Annotated in this window: 16 protein-coding genes; 3 read left to right on the top strand and 13 right to left on the bottom strand. The window is 65.2% G+C overall.

Features of this window, described 5'->3' with window-relative positions:
* Positions 1–15 precede the first annotated feature (15 nt).
* On the bottom strand, positions 16–939 hold the full coding sequence (locus IEQ11_RS03475; protein ID WP_096412758.1) for a glycosyltransferase: 924 nt from the start codon (positions 937–939) through the stop codon (positions 16–18).
* Positions 940–1069: 130 nt separating this feature from the next.
* Between IEQ11_RS03475 and IEQ11_RS03470 the strand changes: the two genes are divergently transcribed.
* Positions 1070–1453 (top strand): GtrA family protein, encoded by a 384-nt coding sequence (locus tag IEQ11_RS03470; RefSeq protein WP_046660010.1) that lies wholly within the window; start codon positions 1070–1072, stop codon positions 1451–1453.
* Between the two features lie 433 nt (positions 1454–1886).
* Here the strand turns inward: IEQ11_RS03470 and IEQ11_RS03465 are convergent, their stop codons facing one another.
* The 9 genes from IEQ11_RS03465 to IEQ11_RS03425 all read right to left on the bottom strand — a co-directional run bounded on the left by IEQ11_RS03465 (position 1887) and on the right by IEQ11_RS03425 (position 9369).
* On the bottom strand, positions 1887–2312 hold the full coding sequence (locus tag IEQ11_RS03465; RefSeq protein WP_036108942.1) for a F0F1 ATP synthase subunit epsilon: 426 nt from the start codon (positions 2310–2312) through the stop codon (positions 1887–1889).
* 172 nt (positions 2313–2484) lie between these two features.
* Positions 2485–3909 (bottom strand): F0F1 ATP synthase subunit beta, encoded by a 1425-nt coding sequence (atpD, locus tag IEQ11_RS03460; protein WP_046660007.1) that lies wholly within the window; start codon positions 3907–3909, stop codon positions 2485–2487.
* A gap of 122 nt (positions 3910–4031) precedes the next feature.
* Positions 4032–4895: a F0F1 ATP synthase subunit gamma gene (gene atpG, locus IEQ11_RS03455; RefSeq protein ID WP_036108947.1), complete on the bottom strand. Its 864-nt coding sequence runs from the start codon at positions 4893–4895 to the stop codon at positions 4032–4034.
* A gap of 105 nt (positions 4896–5000) precedes the next feature.
* Positions 5001–6551 (bottom strand): F0F1 ATP synthase subunit alpha, encoded by a 1551-nt coding sequence (atpA, locus tag IEQ11_RS03450; protein ID WP_036108950.1) that lies wholly within the window; start codon positions 6549–6551, stop codon positions 5001–5003.
* A gap of 138 nt (positions 6552–6689) precedes the next feature.
* Entirely contained in the window at positions 6690–7217 is a 528-nt protein-coding gene (locus tag IEQ11_RS03445) for a F0F1 ATP synthase subunit delta (protein ID WP_036108953.1), read from the bottom strand.
* A 17-nt stretch (positions 7218–7234) separates the two neighbouring features.
* Entirely contained in the window at positions 7235–7705 is a 471-nt protein-coding gene (locus tag IEQ11_RS03440; RefSeq protein WP_036108956.1) for a F0F1 ATP synthase subunit B, read from the bottom strand.
* 86 nt (positions 7706–7791) lie between these two features.
* The gene (atpE, locus tag IEQ11_RS03435; protein ID WP_036108959.1) at positions 7792–8064 is read right to left on the bottom strand and encodes a F0F1 ATP synthase subunit C; all 273 of its coding nucleotides are present in this window, start codon (positions 8062–8064) and stop codon (positions 7792–7794) included.
* A gap of 85 nt (positions 8065–8149) precedes the next feature.
* Positions 8150–9001 carry a F0F1 ATP synthase subunit A gene (gene atpB / locus IEQ11_RS03430; protein ID WP_096412750.1) on the bottom strand — a complete coding sequence of 284 codons (852 nt, stop codon included), beginning with the start codon at positions 8999–9001 and terminating at the stop codon, positions 8150–8152.
* Positions 8998–9369, bottom strand: coding sequence for a hypothetical protein (locus IEQ11_RS03425; protein ID WP_036109156.1), 372 nt, complete (start codon positions 9367–9369; stop codon positions 8998–9000). Before IEQ11_RS03425 ends, atpB begins: the two co-directional genes overlap by 4 nt.
* A gap of 323 nt (positions 9370–9692) precedes the next feature.
* On the opposite strand from IEQ11_RS03425, the gene IEQ11_RS03420 reads away from it, so the two are divergent.
* Together IEQ11_RS03420 and IEQ11_RS03415 are read left to right on the top strand one after the other, a co-directional pair.
* Entirely contained in the window at positions 9693–9905 is a 213-nt protein-coding gene (locus IEQ11_RS03420) for a DUF2061 domain-containing protein (RefSeq protein WP_046660003.1), read from the top strand.
* Between the two features lie 257 nt (positions 9906–10162).
* Positions 10163–11005 (top strand): hypothetical protein, encoded by an 843-nt coding sequence (locus IEQ11_RS03415; protein WP_191821777.1) that lies wholly within the window; start codon positions 10163–10165, stop codon positions 11003–11005.
* Positions 11006–11444: 439 nt separating this feature from the next.
* Here the strand turns inward: IEQ11_RS03415 and IEQ11_RS03410 are convergent, their stop codons facing one another.
* From IEQ11_RS03410 to IEQ11_RS03400, 3 genes are all read right to left on the bottom strand, one after another.
* A complete protein-coding gene (locus IEQ11_RS03410; protein ID WP_191821776.1) occupies positions 11445–11846 on the bottom strand; it encodes a hypothetical protein in 402 nt (133 codons plus the stop codon).
* A gap of 69 nt (positions 11847–11915) precedes the next feature.
* Positions 11916–13784 (bottom strand): dihydrolipoyl dehydrogenase, encoded by a 1869-nt coding sequence (gene lpdA / locus IEQ11_RS03405; protein ID WP_247024713.1) that lies wholly within the window; start codon positions 13782–13784, stop codon positions 11916–11918.
* A 160-nt stretch (positions 13785–13944) separates the two neighbouring features.
* Positions 13945–14637 (bottom strand): hypothetical protein, encoded by a 693-nt coding sequence (locus tag IEQ11_RS03400; protein ID WP_191821774.1) that lies wholly within the window; start codon positions 14635–14637, stop codon positions 13945–13947.
* Positions 14638–14683: the final 46 nt, after the last annotated feature.

Raw genomic sequence — 14683 nt, 5'->3', positions numbered from 1 at the left:
GGCCGGACGCGTCGGTCACTCCGACTTGTAGCGCACCACTTGGTCGGTGATCAGCCGCAGGATTTCGTTGCTGCGCCGGTTCACCGTGTCGAGGATCAGGCCGGTCGCGAGCAGGATGAAGGCGGTCAGCGCGAGCGCCGCGGCCAGCACCGCGGTCGACGGATGGGTCACCGCGCCGGTCAGGCTGAATTCGTGGACCACGAACGCGCCGAAGCCGAGGCTGGCCAAGGCGGCGATCAGCGCCGCGATGCCGAAGAACCGCAACGGGCGCAGGTCCTTGAACAGGAACCCGATCGTGCGCAACACGCGGAAGCCGTCGCGGAAGGTGTTGAGCTTGGACACGCTGCCTTCCGGACGCACGCCGTAAGGCACGGTGCGTTCGCTCAGCACGAAGGCGTTGGCCATCGCGAACACGGTCATCTCGGTTTCGATCTCGAAGCCGCGCGACAATACCGGCATGGATTTGACGAAACGGCGCGAGAACGCGCGATAGCCCGACAGCACGTCGCGCACCGGCTGGCCGAACAGGCTGCCGATGCTCCAGCGCACCAGGCGGTTGCCGAAGCCGTGGAAGCGTCGGAACGAACCCGAATCGTGCGATTCCAGGCGCGTGCCGACGACCATATCGGCATGGCCGTTGACGATGTCCTCGAGCAGCAGCGGCGCGTGATCGGCCGGATAGGTGTCGTCGCCGTCGACCATCAGGTACACGTCGGCATCGACTTCGCGGAACATCGTGCGCACCACGTTGCCCTTGCCCTTGGCCGGGACCCGATGCACCCGCGCGCCGGCGGCGCGCGCGATCGCGGCGGTGTCGTCGGTGCTGGCGTTGTCGAACACCCAGATCTGGGCGTCCGGCAGGACACGGCGGAAGTCGGCGACCACCTTGGCCACCGTCCGGGCTTCGTTGTAACAGGGGATCAGAACCGCGCTGCGCAAACCGCCGCTCCGTCGTGCCGGTGGATGATGGCCGCGATGGTACAGCCTGGCTTGGCTAGAATGCGCGGATGACCGCACTCCCCCCTGTCCGGCCGCATGGCCCGCGCTTCATTCGCCCGGGAACCCGCGCGTGAGCCTGGGCCGGCAAGGCCGCAACTATCTGTTGTTCGGCGCCCTGCAGTACTTCCTGGACTGGGGCGTGATGGTCGGGCTCAGCCATCTGGGCATGCCGGTGGAAGCGGCCAACCTGACCGGCCGCATCTGCGGCGCGCTGCTCGGGTTCTGGCTCAACGGCCGCTTCACCTTCGCCAGCGAAGACACCCGGGTCGGGCGCCGGCAGTTCGCGCGCTTCGTGACCATGTGGATCTGCACGACGATTCTCAGCACCTGGGCGATCAGCGCGGTCGATGCGTATGCCGGCCTGCAATGGACCTGGGCGGCCAAGCCGGTGATCGAGGTGATCCTCGGCGGGGTCGGGTTCGTGATGTCGCGGCATTGGGTGTATCGGCGCTGAGAGCTCGGCGGCGTTTGCGCCGTGGTTGGGTGTATCGGGACTGAGAACCCGACGGCGCTTGCGCCGTGGTCGGGTGCGTTGGCGCTGAGAACCAGACTGCGCTTGCGCCGCGGCTTAGTCGCACCAGGTCGGCGCGCGAGCACGAGCGCGAATTCGGATCTTCGCCGCAATGCAGAGAATTCGCCCACTTTGAAAAAGGGGGCTGGCGCCTGCGTTATCGCTTGAGTGGCTGATCAGGAATGCGCCGGGGGATTTGCTTCTGCTTGTGGAAGCCATAGCGGTTGCCGGCAAGAGCAAATCCCCCCTGCCCCTTTTTCAAAGGGGGGAACGGCACAAGCGCGCAGCCGTTACCTGCCGTGCTTATGACGCGAAGCCAAAACGAAAAACGCCGGCGCAAGGCCGGCGTTTTCGTAAGCGGCGTAAAGCGGCCGGCTTAGTGCTTCATGTTCTTGCGCAGACGCTCCAGCGCCTGCAGCTGCGCCATCGCTTCGGCCAGCTTGCTCTGGGCCTCGGCGATGTCCATCTGCGGACCGCGGTTGGCCAGCGCGCGCTCGGCTTCTTCCTTGGCGGCGCGCACGGCGGCTTCGTCGATGTCCTGGGCACGGATCGCGGTGTCGGCCAGCACGGTGACGACCTGCGGCTGCACTTCGAGAATGCCGCCGGACACGGCGAAATCCAGTTGCTCGCCGTTGGGCAGGGTCACCACGACCTTGCCCGGCTTCAGGCGCGTGATCAGCGGTGCATGGCGCGGCGCGATGCCGAGTTCGCCGATCTCGCCGGTGGCGACGAGCAGCGTCGCCTCGCCATGGAAGATTTCTTCCTCGGCGCTGACGATGTCGCAACGGAACGTGGTGGCCATAAAAAAACGCCTCTATTCATTGTCCCCCTCTCCCGCGTCGCGGGAGAGGGCAGGGGTGAGGGCACACGGGGCTGAAGCGCGAAACGTCGTTGCGATCGGACAAACGAACAACAACAAGCGCCCTCACCCTAACCCTCTCCCGCGATGCGGGAGAGGGAACCGTGGGGTTCTATCAGCCCACGCCCATCTTCTTGGCCTTCTCGACCGCTTCCTCGATGCCGCCGACCATGTAGAACGCCTGCTCCGGCAGGTGGTCGTATTCGCCGTCGCAGATGCCCTTGAAGCCGCGGATCGTGTCCTTCAGCGACACGTACTTGCCCGGGGCGCCGGTGAACACTTCGGCGACGTGGAACGGCTGCGAGAAGAAACGCTCGATCTTGCGCGCGCGCGACACGGCCTGCTTGTCTTCTTCCGACAGCTCGTCCATGCCGAGGATCGCGATGATGTCCTTGAGCTCCTTGTACTTCTGCAAGGTGGCCTGGACGCGGCGCGCGGTGTCGTAGTGCTCGGCGCCGATCACGTTCGGGTCGAGCTGACGCGAGGTCGAGTCGAGCGGATCGACCGCCGGGTAGATACCCAGCGAAGCGATGTTACGGCTCAACACGACGGTGGCGTCGAGGTGGGCGAAGGTGGTCGCGGGCGACGGGTCGGTCAAGTCGTCGGCGGGCACGTACACGGCCTGGATCGAGGTGATCGAGCCGGTCTTGGTCGAGGTGATGCGTTCCTGCAGAACGCCCATTTCCTCGGCCAGGGTCGGCTGGTAACCCACCGCCGACGGCATGCGGCCGAGCAGCGCCGACACTTCGGTGCCGGCCAGGGTGTAGCGGTAGATGTTGTCGACGAAGAACAGCACGTCGCGGCCCTTGCCGTCGGCGTCCTTCTCGTCGCGGAAGTACTCGGCCATGGTCAGGCCGGTCAGCGCGACGCGCAGGCGGTTGCCCGGCGGCTCGTTCATCTGGCCGTACACCATCGCGACCTTCGAGTCCTTCAGGCTCTCGAGCTGGATGACGCCGGCTTCGGCCATCTCGTGGTAGAAGTCGTTGCCTTCGCGGGTGCGCTCGCCGACGCCGGCGAACACCGACAGACCGGCGTGCTCGGTGGCGATGTTGTTGATCAGCTCGAGCATGTTGACCGTCTTGCCCACGCCGGCGCCGCCGAACAGGCCGACCTTGCCGCCCTTGGCGAACGGGCACATCAGGTCGATGACCTTGATGCCGGTTTCCAGCAGCTCGTTGCCCGAGGACTGGTCGGCGTAATCGGGCGCCGCGCGGTGGATTTCCCAATGCTCGGTGGCTTCGACCGGACCGGCTTCGTCGATCGGCTCGCCGAGCACGTTCATGATGCGGCCCAGGGTGCCCGCGCCGACCGGCACCGACACGCCCTTGCCGGTGTTGATCGCCACCAGGTTGCGCTTGAGACCGTCGGTGGAACCGAGCGCGATCGCGCGCACGATGCCGTCGCCCAGCTGCTGCTGCACTTCGAGGGTGATGGCGGTGTTCTCGACCTTCAACGCGTCGTACACGCGCGGAACCGACTCGCGTGCGAACTCGACGTCGACGACCGCACCGATGATCTGAACGATCTTGCCCTGGCTCATGGTTGTAACTCCAGCTAACTTGTTTGATTCGTTTGTCGGGAATGGGGAATTGGGAGTCGGGAATGGGAAGTCAAAAGCCTGGGCTTTCGTCGATTCCCTATTCTCGATTCCCCATTCCCGGCTTAAACCGCCGCGGCGCCGCCGACGATTTCGGAGATTTCCTGGGTGATCGCGGCCTGACGGGCCTTGTTGTAGACCAGGTTCAAGGTGCCGATCAGCTTGCTGGCGTTGTCGCTCGCCGACTTCATCGCGACCATGCGCGCGGCATGCTCGGAAGCCACGTTCTCCAGCACCGCCTGGTACACCAGCGACTCGATGTAGCGGGTCAGCACGTGGTTGAGCACGGTCTCCGCGTCGGGTTCGTAGATGTAGTCCCAATCGTGCTTGGCGACCTGGGTTTCCGGCTCCGGCAGCGGCAGCAGCTGATCGAACGCCGCGCGCTGGGTCATGGTGTTGACGAAGTCGTTGTAGCAAAGGAACACGCGATCGATGCTGCCGCCGCTGTACGCGTCGAGCATCACCTTGATCACGCCGACCAGTTGCTCCAGGTGCGGCTTGTCGCCCAGATGGGTGACCGAGGCCAGCATGTTGACCTTGACCCGGCGGAAGTACACCGAGGCCTTCTGGCCGATGGTGACCACGTCGACCTCGACGCCCTGCTCCTGCCACTTGCGCATTTCGCCCAGCAGCTTGCGGAACAGGTTGTTGTTGAGGCCGCCGGCCAGACCGCGGTCGGACGACACGATCACATAGCCGACGCGCTTGGGATCCTTGCGCTCGATCATGTACGGATGCTGGTAGTCGGAATTGGCCTGGGCCAGATGACCGATCACCTGCTTGATGACCCGCGCGTACGGGCGCGAGGTCTTCATCCGATCCTGCGCCTTGCGGATCTTGGAAGCCGAGACCATTTCGAGCGCGCGCGTCACCTTGCGGGTGTTCTGCACGCTCTTGATCTTGGTTTTGATTTCTCTGCCGCCGGCCATTGCTCGCTCCGCTCGTGGGATTGGGGATTCGGGATTCGGGATTCGCTGCGGGTGTCGGGATCGGCTGCGCCGAATCCCGAATCCCTAATCACAAATCCCGGCCTCTCACCAGGTCCCGGTCTGCTTGAACTCTTCGATGCCCTTCTTGAAGGCGCCTTCGATGTCGTCGTTCCAATTGCCGGTGGCGTTGATCTGGTCGACCAGCTCGCCGGCGGTATTGGTGAAGTGCGCGTGCAGCGCTTCTTCGAACGCACCGATCTTGTTCACCGGCACGTCGTCCATGAAGCCCTTGTCGACCGCGTAGATCGACAGCGACTGCAGGGCGATCGACATCGGCGCGTACTGCTTCTGCTTCATCAGCTCGGTGACGCGCTGACCACGCTCGAGCTGCTTGCGGGTGGCTTCGTCGAGGTCGGAAGCGAACTGCGCGAACGCCGCCAGCTCGCGGTACTGGGCCAGGGCGATACGGATACCGCCGGACAGCTTCTTGACGATCTTGGTCTGGGCCGCGCCACCGACGCGCGACACCGAGATACCGGCGTTCACGGCCGGGCGGATGCCGGCGTTGAACAGGTCGGTTTCCAGGAAGATCTGGCCGTCGGTGATCGAGATCACGTTGGTCGGCACGAACGCCGAAACGTCGCCGGCCTGGGTTTCGATGATCGGCAGCGCGGTCAGCGAACCGGTCTTGCCCTTCACTTCGCCGTTGGTGAACTTCTCGACGTACTCGGTCGACACGCGCGCGGCGCGCTCGAGCAGGCGGCTGTGCAGGTAGAACACGTCGCCCGGATAGGCTTCGCGACCCGGCGGGCGCTTGAGCAGCAGCGAGATCTGGCGGTAGGCCACGGCCTGCTTGGACAGATCGTCGTACACGATCAGCGCGTCTTCGCCGCGGTCGAGGAAGTACTCGCCCATGGTGCAGCCCGAGTAGGCGCTGATGTACTGCATCGCGGCCGATTCCGACGCGGTCGCGGCGACCACGATGGTGTGGGCGAGCGCGCCGTTTTCTTCCAGCTTGCGCACGACGTTGGCGACCGAGCTGGCCTTCTGGCCGATCGCGACGTACACGCACTTAATGCCGGTGCCCTTCTGGTTGATGATCGCGTCGATCGCCAGCGCGGTCTTGCCGGTCTGACGGTCGCCGATGATCAGCTCGCGCTGGCCGCGGCCGATCGGGATCATCGCGTCGACGGTCTTGTAACCGGTCTGCACCGGCTGATCGACCGACTTGCGCCAGATCACGCCCGGGGCGACGCGCTCCACCGGAGCGGTCATCGCCGCGCCGATCGGACCCTTGCCGTCGATCGGCTCGCCGAGCGCGTTGACCACGCGGCCGAGCAGTTCGCGACCGACCGGCACTTCCAGGATGCGCGCGGTGGTCTTGGCGATGTCGCCTTCGCGCAGGTGTTCGTAATCGCCCAGGACCACGGCGCCGACCGAGTCGCGCTCCAGGTTCAGCGCGAGCGCGAAGGTGTTGTTCGGCAGTTCGATCATTTCGCCCTGCATCACGTCAGCCAGGCCGTGGATGCGCACGATGCCGTCGGACACCGAGGTGACGGTGCCTTCGTTGCGCGCTTCGGCGGCCAGCTTGACCTTCTCGATGCGGGTCTTGATCAGTTCACTGATTTCGGACGGGTTGAGCTGGGTGCTTGCCATTGTCGTTTCCTTGGTCCTGCATCGCGATGGGGCGACGCGCGGGTGCTTTCTTTTGGTTCGGGAGTCGGGAATCGGGAGTCGGGAGTCGGAAGAGCTGGCCTTCGACGATTCCCTATTCTCGATTCCCTATTCCCGGCTTCAGCCGGCCAATGCCGTCTGCAGGCGCGCGAGCTTGCCCTTGAGCGAGCCGTCGATCACCACGTCGCCCGCGTCGATCACCGCGCCGCCGATGAGCGATGCGTCGACCGCCGTTTCGATGTCGACCTGGCGGCCGAAGCGCTTGGTCAGCGCGGCCTTGATCGCATCGAGTTCGGCCGCCGGCAGATCGTTGGCGGAGGTGACCTTGGCCTTGACCACGCGGTCGGCCTCGGCCCGCAGCTCTTCGAACAGACCGGAGATTTCCGGCAGCAGCGCGAGGCGGCGGTTGTCGGCCAGCAGCGCGAGGAAGCGCTGCACCGACTCGTCCGCACCGTCGATCGCGATCAGGGCGATCGCGTCGGCGGCGCTCAGCTGCGGGTGACCGAGCAACGCGGACACCTGCGGATCGGCGGCGACGCGCGCCGAGAAGGCGAGCGCGTCGGACCATTGCGCGGAACGGCCGGCATCGCGCGCCAGCGAAAACGCGGCGCGTGCATACGGTCGGGCGAGGGTGAGGTTCTGGCTCATCGCGTTGGGCTATCCGATCAGATTTCTGCGGCAAGCTCGTCGAGCAGCGCCTTGTGGGCGTTGGCGTCGATTTCGCGCTTGAGCAGTTTTTCGGCGCCGCTCACGGCCAGCGCGGACACCTGCTTGCGCAGTTCCTCGCGAGCGCGATCGGCGGCGGCGGCGATCTCGGCATCGGCCAGCGCTTTCAGACGCGTGCCTTCGACCATTGCATCGGTCTTGGCCTGATCGACGATCTGGTTGGCGCGCTGATGGGCCTGTTCGATGACCTCGTTGGCCTTGGTACGGGCTTCGCGCACGACCTCGTCCGCCTGCGCTTGCGCCTGCTGGATGAGAACTTCGGCGCCTTCGGCGTTCGCCAGACCTTCGGCGATCTTCTTCTGGCGCGCTTCGATCGCTGCGTTCAGCGGCGGCCAAATGAACTTCATCGTGAACCATACGAGGATCGCGAAGGAGAGCATCTGACCGAAGAAAGTCATGTTGGGATTCATGACGGGTCCTCGACGTTACTTACGTTGGGCCGGCCGGAACCGGCCCGGATTGCCTGGCCCGCGCCTGGGGCGCGGGCCGACGCGGATCAGCCAGCGGTCTGCAGGACGCTGATCAGCGGGTTGGCGAACGCGAAGAACAGAGCAACGGCGAGGCCGATGATGAACGCGGCGTCGATCAGGCCGGCGAGCAGGAACATACGGCCCTGCAGCATCGGCACCAGCTCCGGCTGACGCGCGGCGGATTCGAGGAACTTCGAGCCCATGAGCGCGATGCCCAGGCAGGCGCCCAGCGCGCCGAGACCGATGATGATGCCGATCGCGATCGCGGTCAGACCCTGAACGTTGGCGATGTACTCCATGGTGCTTCTCCTGGTAGAGGTAGTGCTAAGCGGTGAAGGGAAAACGAATTAGAAATCTGGGATGCAGCGGGTGACGCGGCTTGAATCAATGGCTTTCGCGGGCGCCTGCGATGTAGACGACCGTGAGGATCATGAAGATGAAGGCCTGCAACAGGATGATCAGGATATGGAAGATCGCCCAGGCGGCGTTGGCGAGAACGCCAGGCACGAAGGTGTAGATGCTTCCCATCAGACCGGCGATGAGCATGAACACCAGCTCGCCGCCGTACATGTTGCCGAACAGTCGCATCGCGAGCGAAACCGGCTTGACCAGCCACTCAATGATGTTCATGACCAGGTTGACCGGCACCAGCACGATCTTCATCACGCCGTGCGCGTGGAACGGCGCGGTGACCAGTTCCTTGCCGAAGCCGCCGGCGCCCTTGGCCGAGATCGCGTGGCCGATCAGGATGAAGAACACCGAGGCCGAGATCGCGAAGGTGGTGTTGAGATCGGCGGTCGGAACCGCGCGGAAATACGTGTGGTGCGCCGCTTCCGGACCGGCGGTGACGTGCACCAGCCAACCGAACAGGTCGAGCGGCAGCAGGTCCATCGTGTTCATGAACACGACCCACATGAAGATGGTCAGCGCCAGCGGAGTCACCGTGCGGCGGTCGCCGTGGAAGGTGTCCTTGACCTGGCCGTCGATGAACTCGAGGATGATCTCGACGAACGCCTGGCCCTTGCTGGGAACGCCCGCGGTGGCCTTGCGCGCCGCCAGGCCGAACCACAGGATGAACAGCAAACCGAGCACCAGGGCGACGATCCACGAGTCGAAGTTGAACTTCGACAACGCCTCGCTGCCAAAGACCTCACTGGTGTTGTGGGTCAAATGGTGCTTGATGTATTCGTTCAGGCCGCCCGAACCGGTCTGTTCACTCACGAAAGACACCTTCATCGTTGTTTCAAAAGATTAGCCAGTACGAAAGCCAGCGTCGCCGCGAGCAAACCCACCAGCATGGGGAGTGGAGGCAGACGCCACCAGGCCAGTCCCAGCCCGAATACCGTCAATACCGCCACCCACTTGAATATGACGCCGGCCAACAACCGTCCTACAGCCATCCCGGCCGGTTGCACGCCTCCCCCCAGTGCCATCCTGGCCGCCACGAGGCTGCCAGCTACCGCCGCGCCGCCGCCGACCGCAGCCGCGAGCGCGAAGGACGCGCCCTTGGAGTAGAAGGCCAGCGCGACCAGCGCCGTCGCGCCGGCTTGCCAGGCAATCGCGCGCGACGCCAGCCGGCGGCCTGCGGACAATGGATCGTGCACGCGGGTCTCGTCGGTCTGGGGTTGGCGCAAAGCGCCCGGTAGAGCCGCAAAAGTATAGAGTGCGGGCGACTTTGCGGCAACCGGCGGCAGTCACGGACCTGCCATGGGGCGATCGGGAGCGGGCGGCCGGGTCGGCGACAGGGGACTTCATGGCCGCAACTATGCGGCGCGGCGCGCTTGCGCTGAATTACCCGTCAGGTAACGGACGCCGTGCCGACACGGCTGTCGATAGCCATGAGCTATCGGAACCGTCGGATCATTCGATTTGATTCCGCAACAGCTAAGCGTATTGTTGAGAACAATTCTCATCCAGGCCGCCTCTCATGAGCAAGACCCTCAGCTTCGCCTGCGTGCATTTCTCGGTCGCCTTCCTGGTCGGTTACCTGATGACCGGCAGCGTCTGGGTCGGCGGGGCGCTGGCCCTGGTCGAACCGGCCTGCAACACCGTGGCCTTCCATCTGCACGAGAAAGTCTGGAAGCGCATCGAAACCCGTCGCGCCGCCCAGGCCGTCGCCGGCACGCCGTTGACGACGTGATCGAAAATCTTTGACGCACGGCGGAACCTTTCGCGAAAGCACCGGTCAGTATCTGGGAACGCCCGCCGCCACTCTCTCCTCGTCAATGGCAAAGCTGCGGTGGGCACCCCGAAGCCCCGGCATGATCCGCCGGGGCTTCGCCTTTTCGTGACACGCATCACTCATCAGTCGTTTTGGCTTTGCCGAATCGGTCGCTCCCGATTTTTTCACGGTCACTCCACCGCGAAGACGGCATTCATGTACGCACCAGTACATGAATGTGCTGCTTTCCCCCGCCTTTACGGAGTACACCTGTGATTTCCAGACTGCTTCCCTTGACGCTAGCGCTGGCCGCCGCGAGCGCCGCCTACGCCCTGCCCGCGCACGCAGAAGACGATCGATTCACGGTACGACTGGGTGCGATGTCGGTCGACACCAGCGGCGAACTGACCGCCGGCACCACCTTCCAGGGCCGCCCCTACGAGTTCAGCCAGGACTTCGATTTCGGCAGCAAGGAAACCGTGCCGCGCATCGAAGGCCAGTTCCACTTCGGCGAACGCCATCGCCTGCTGTTCAACTACTTCGGCTACGACAAGAGCAAGACCGCCACGCTGAGCGAGGACATCTCGTTCGACGACACCACGATTCCGGCCGGCAGCTTCGCCCGCGCCAAGGCCAAGTTCGAACTGGCCAGCGTGATGTACGACTACGCCGTGGTCGAGACCGACACGGTCAGCTGGGGTCTGCAGATCGGCGTGGAGTACGCCAAGATCGAAGGCAAGCTGCGCGCCCAGGCCGGCACCGCCAACTACAGCGACAAGCAGAGCGAAGACGGCTTCGCGCCGGTGGTCGGCACGCGCCTGCAGTTCTCGCCGGGCGAGAAGTGGCGTTTCATCGTGCAGGGCCAGTACCTGGACGCGGACTGGGGCGACTTCGGCGACTACGAAGGCGACATCAGCCGCGCCAATGCCCTGGTCGAATACCGCTTCACCCCGGCGGTCGGCGCCTTCGTCGGCTACGACTGGTTCAAGATCGACGCCAAGCGCAACGGCGGCGATGCCTCGGTCGGGCTGGATCAGCGCTTCAAGGGGCCGATGGCGGGTGTGACGTTCTCGTTCTAAGAACGTCGCGGCGATCTGTGTCGCGATAACAAAAACGCCGCCTGAGAGGGCGGCGTTTTTGTTGGAACAGATCGATCGCGTAGTTTCATCGCGGCTGATCGAAGAGCGTCGGGCCTGAAGACCCGCCCACAAAAGAGCTCGCAGCGGGCCGGTCAAGACAACACATCGAGGCAGCGCATCGAGGCACCGCCCCCAAGATCAGACATTCAAGCGAGGGCGCGCACTTGGCTGCGCCGTGCCGAGGTCTTTTGTGGGAGGGGTTTCAGCCCCGACGCTCTTGTACCCGATTGCCTCGCGGTTTCATCGCATCCGATCGACGTACGCCGTGGCGATGTATGCCGCGGCAACGAAACGCCACCGGAAACAGCGGCGCTTTCGTTTGGACACGACCGCTTCTACGAGTTCAACGCCGCATCGGAACGCTGCGACAAACCAATCCCTAACGCGTCAGCCTCATGGCGGCCATGCGCATCACCACTTCGCGATCGAGCAGCGGATTCCACGCCGACAGGTAGCTCACGCCCTTGAGCTGATGCGCGATGCTCCAAACGAGGTTCTCGTCCAATCGACGATCGCGCTCCAGGCACAAGTAAAGCCGTGCAACGCAGTCCATGGCGTCGCCACAGGGCGGGATGCGCACCTCGCTGCTTGAGGACCAAAAGACGACGCACATCGCCTGATGCCAGAACCGTAGCAGCTCGGAATTTGCAAGAATCTGCATCGCCTCGGCCTGCACAAGCGCCCAACCGATGTGACTGACCAATTCATCGACAGCTTCGATGAGCTCGAAATGATCCGGGTCCGCCATTTCAGCTTCGAACAGCGGCAACAGGCCGGTCATTCGAGACTCCCGCCGGCCGAACGCCCAGCGCCGCGCGTCCATCGGGGACACGCGACGCCGGATTCCGACTCAGGCTTTCTTCTTCGGAATGTACAAATCCGTGATCGTCCCATCGAACACCTCCGCCGCCATGCCGATCGACTCGCTCAGAGTCGGGTGTGGATGGATGGTGTGGCCGATGTCGGCGACTTCGCAACCCATTTCGATCGCCAGGCCCACTTCGGAAATCAGGTCGCCCGCATGCACGCCGACGATGCCGCCGCCGACGATGCGGTGGGTGGCTTCGTCGAAGATCAGCTTGGTGAAGCCCTCGGTGCGGCCGATGCCGATCGCGCGACCGCTGGCAGCCCACGGGAACTTGCCGACGCCGACCTTCAGGCCCTTGGCCTTGGCTTCGGTCTCGGTGACGCCGACCCAGGCGATTTCCGGATCGGTGTAGGCCACCGACGGGATCACCCGCGCGACCCACTCCTTCTTCTCGCCCGCGGCCACTTCGGCGGCGAGCTTGCCTTCGTGAGTGGCCTTGTGCGCGAGCATCGGGTTACCGACCAGATCGCCGATGGCGAAGATATGCGGCACGTTGGTGCGCATCTGCCGGTCGACCGGAATGAAGCCGCGATCGGTCACGCCGACGCCGGCCTTGTCGGCGCCGATCTTGCCGCCGTTGGGCGAACGGCCGACCGCGACCAGCACGCGATCGTAGACCTGCGCATCGGGCGCCTTGTCGCCTTCGAACGACACCTTGATCCCGTCCTTGACCACTTCGGTGCCGGCGGCCTTGGTCTTGAGATGCACCGCCACGCCCTGCTTCTTCAGGCGATCGGCGAGCGGCTTGACCAGATCCGGATCGGCGCCGGGCATCAGCTGGTCGAGGAATTCGACCACGGTGACTTCGCTGCCCAGCGCGCGGTATACGGTGGCCATTTCCAGGCCGATGATGCCGCCGCCGACCACCAGCAACTTCTTCGGGATATCGGCCAGTTCCAGCGCGTCGGTCGAGTCCATCACCCGCTTGTCGTCCCACGGGAAGTTCGGCAGCTTCACCGCCTGGGAACCGGCGGCGATGATGCATTGCTCGAAGCGGATCAGCTGGGTGCCGCCCTCGCCCGTCACCTCCAGTTCGTTCGGCGAAATGAAGCTGCCGGTGCCGGCGACCACGCGCACCTTGCGCTGCTTGGCCATGCCGGCCAGGCCCTTGGTCAACTGGCCGACGACTTTTTCCTTGTACTTGCGCAGCGCGTCCAGATCGATCGTCGGCTGGCCGAAGCTGACGCCGTAGTCGCTGGCGTGCTGGGCTTCGTCGATGACCGCGGCGGCGTGCAGCAGCGCCTTGGACGGAATGCAGCCGACGTTGAGGCAGACGCCGCCCAGGCTCGCGTAGCGCTCGACCAGCACCGTGTCGAGACCGAGGTCGGCGGCGCGGAACGCGGCGGTGTAGCCGCCGGGGCCGGAGCCGAGCACGAGCATGCGGCATTCGACGTCGGCCTTGCGGCCGCTCGCGCTGGCGGCGGTGGGCGCGGGCGTGGCCGGAGCATTCGTCGCCGCGCTTGCCGTTGCTTCGCTCCTTCCCCCGCTGGCGGGGGAAGGCTGGGATGGGGGCGCGCCGGCCGGCGTGCCCTCACCCGCCGCGCGAGGCGCGGCGACCTCTCCCGCAGGCGGGAGAGGTGCCTTGGTGTCGCTGGCGGCGGCGGAATCGCCCGCGGCTTCCAGGATCGCGATCACCGCGCCCTCGGCCACCTTGTCGCCGATCTTGACGCTGATCGACTTGACCACGCCGTCGGCCGAGGACGGGACTTCCATCGTCGCCTTGTCCGATTCCAGCGTGACCAGGCCCTGGTCCTTCTTGACCGTGTCGCCGACCGCGACCAGCAGCTCGATGACGGGAACGCCGTCGTAATCGCCGATATCGGGAACCTTTACTTCGATGCTGTTGGCCATGACGCCGTGTCCTCCGGTTCTGATCTGTTTCTGGCGAACGCGCCGCGCGCATCCGTCGTGGGGTCGCGCGGCGGGGCCGTGCGGTGCGCGTGCGTCGGGGCGACGTGCGCGTTCGATACGGGGCCGTCGCGTGCGGGCATGCGCGCGGCGGCCGGAACGATCATTCGCCGGCCGAGGCAGCGCCGGCCTGGGCCAGCTGCGTGTCGAGCTGGTCCAGCGATTCGCCCAGCGCGCGCCAACGGCGTTCGCGCTTGGAAATGCTTTCGTTGGCGGCCTCGGTCATCAGCCCGGCCTGCTCCATCAAGATTTCGCCGACGCCGCAGTCCGGACGCAATCCGCTGACGCGGACGCCGTCGACCAGAAACAGCAGCTGATCCTTGTCGTGGAACTCGGCCGGCTTGTCTTCCGGCGCCATCGTGGTCAGCGCGCGCTTCCAGGCGCTGACCACTCGCACCGCCAGTGCTTGCGGGATCGGCGCTTCTTCTTGGTCGACTTCCTGCTCCACGCGCAGTTGCAGGGCGCCGCCGCTGCGCGAGGAACTCCAGCTCTGCACGCGCTCATTGGGCACCGCGTGCCGCACCGTCCAGTCGCCTTCGCCGGCGATCAGCATCAGGCCGCTTTCCACGCCGCGCTGCGGCAGATAGGTCAGGCTCAACCGCGGCGCGGCCTTGGCCGCGAGCAACTGCTCCACCGCCGAACCGTGGTTTTCGGTGGCCGGCGGCCAGCCGCGACCGAGCGCGAACGTGCAGCCGTCGGCGGCCTGCGCGAGCGGCGCGGCCAGGATCAAGGCCAGACCGAACCATGCGCATCGGCGCGAAGCGGAACCAGAACGTGCGAAGGGCATGCGGCTCATTGCAGCGGGCGATCCTGTGTGGGCGGCTGGCGTCGGGGGCGTACTG

Source organism: Lysobacter capsici (assembly GCF_014779555.2).
Taxonomy (GTDB): domain Bacteria; phylum Pseudomonadota; class Gammaproteobacteria; order Xanthomonadales; family Xanthomonadaceae; genus Lysobacter; species Lysobacter capsici.
The sequence above is the reverse complement of the archived record's forward strand: the minus strand, read 5'-3'. Positions and strand labels throughout refer to the sequence as shown.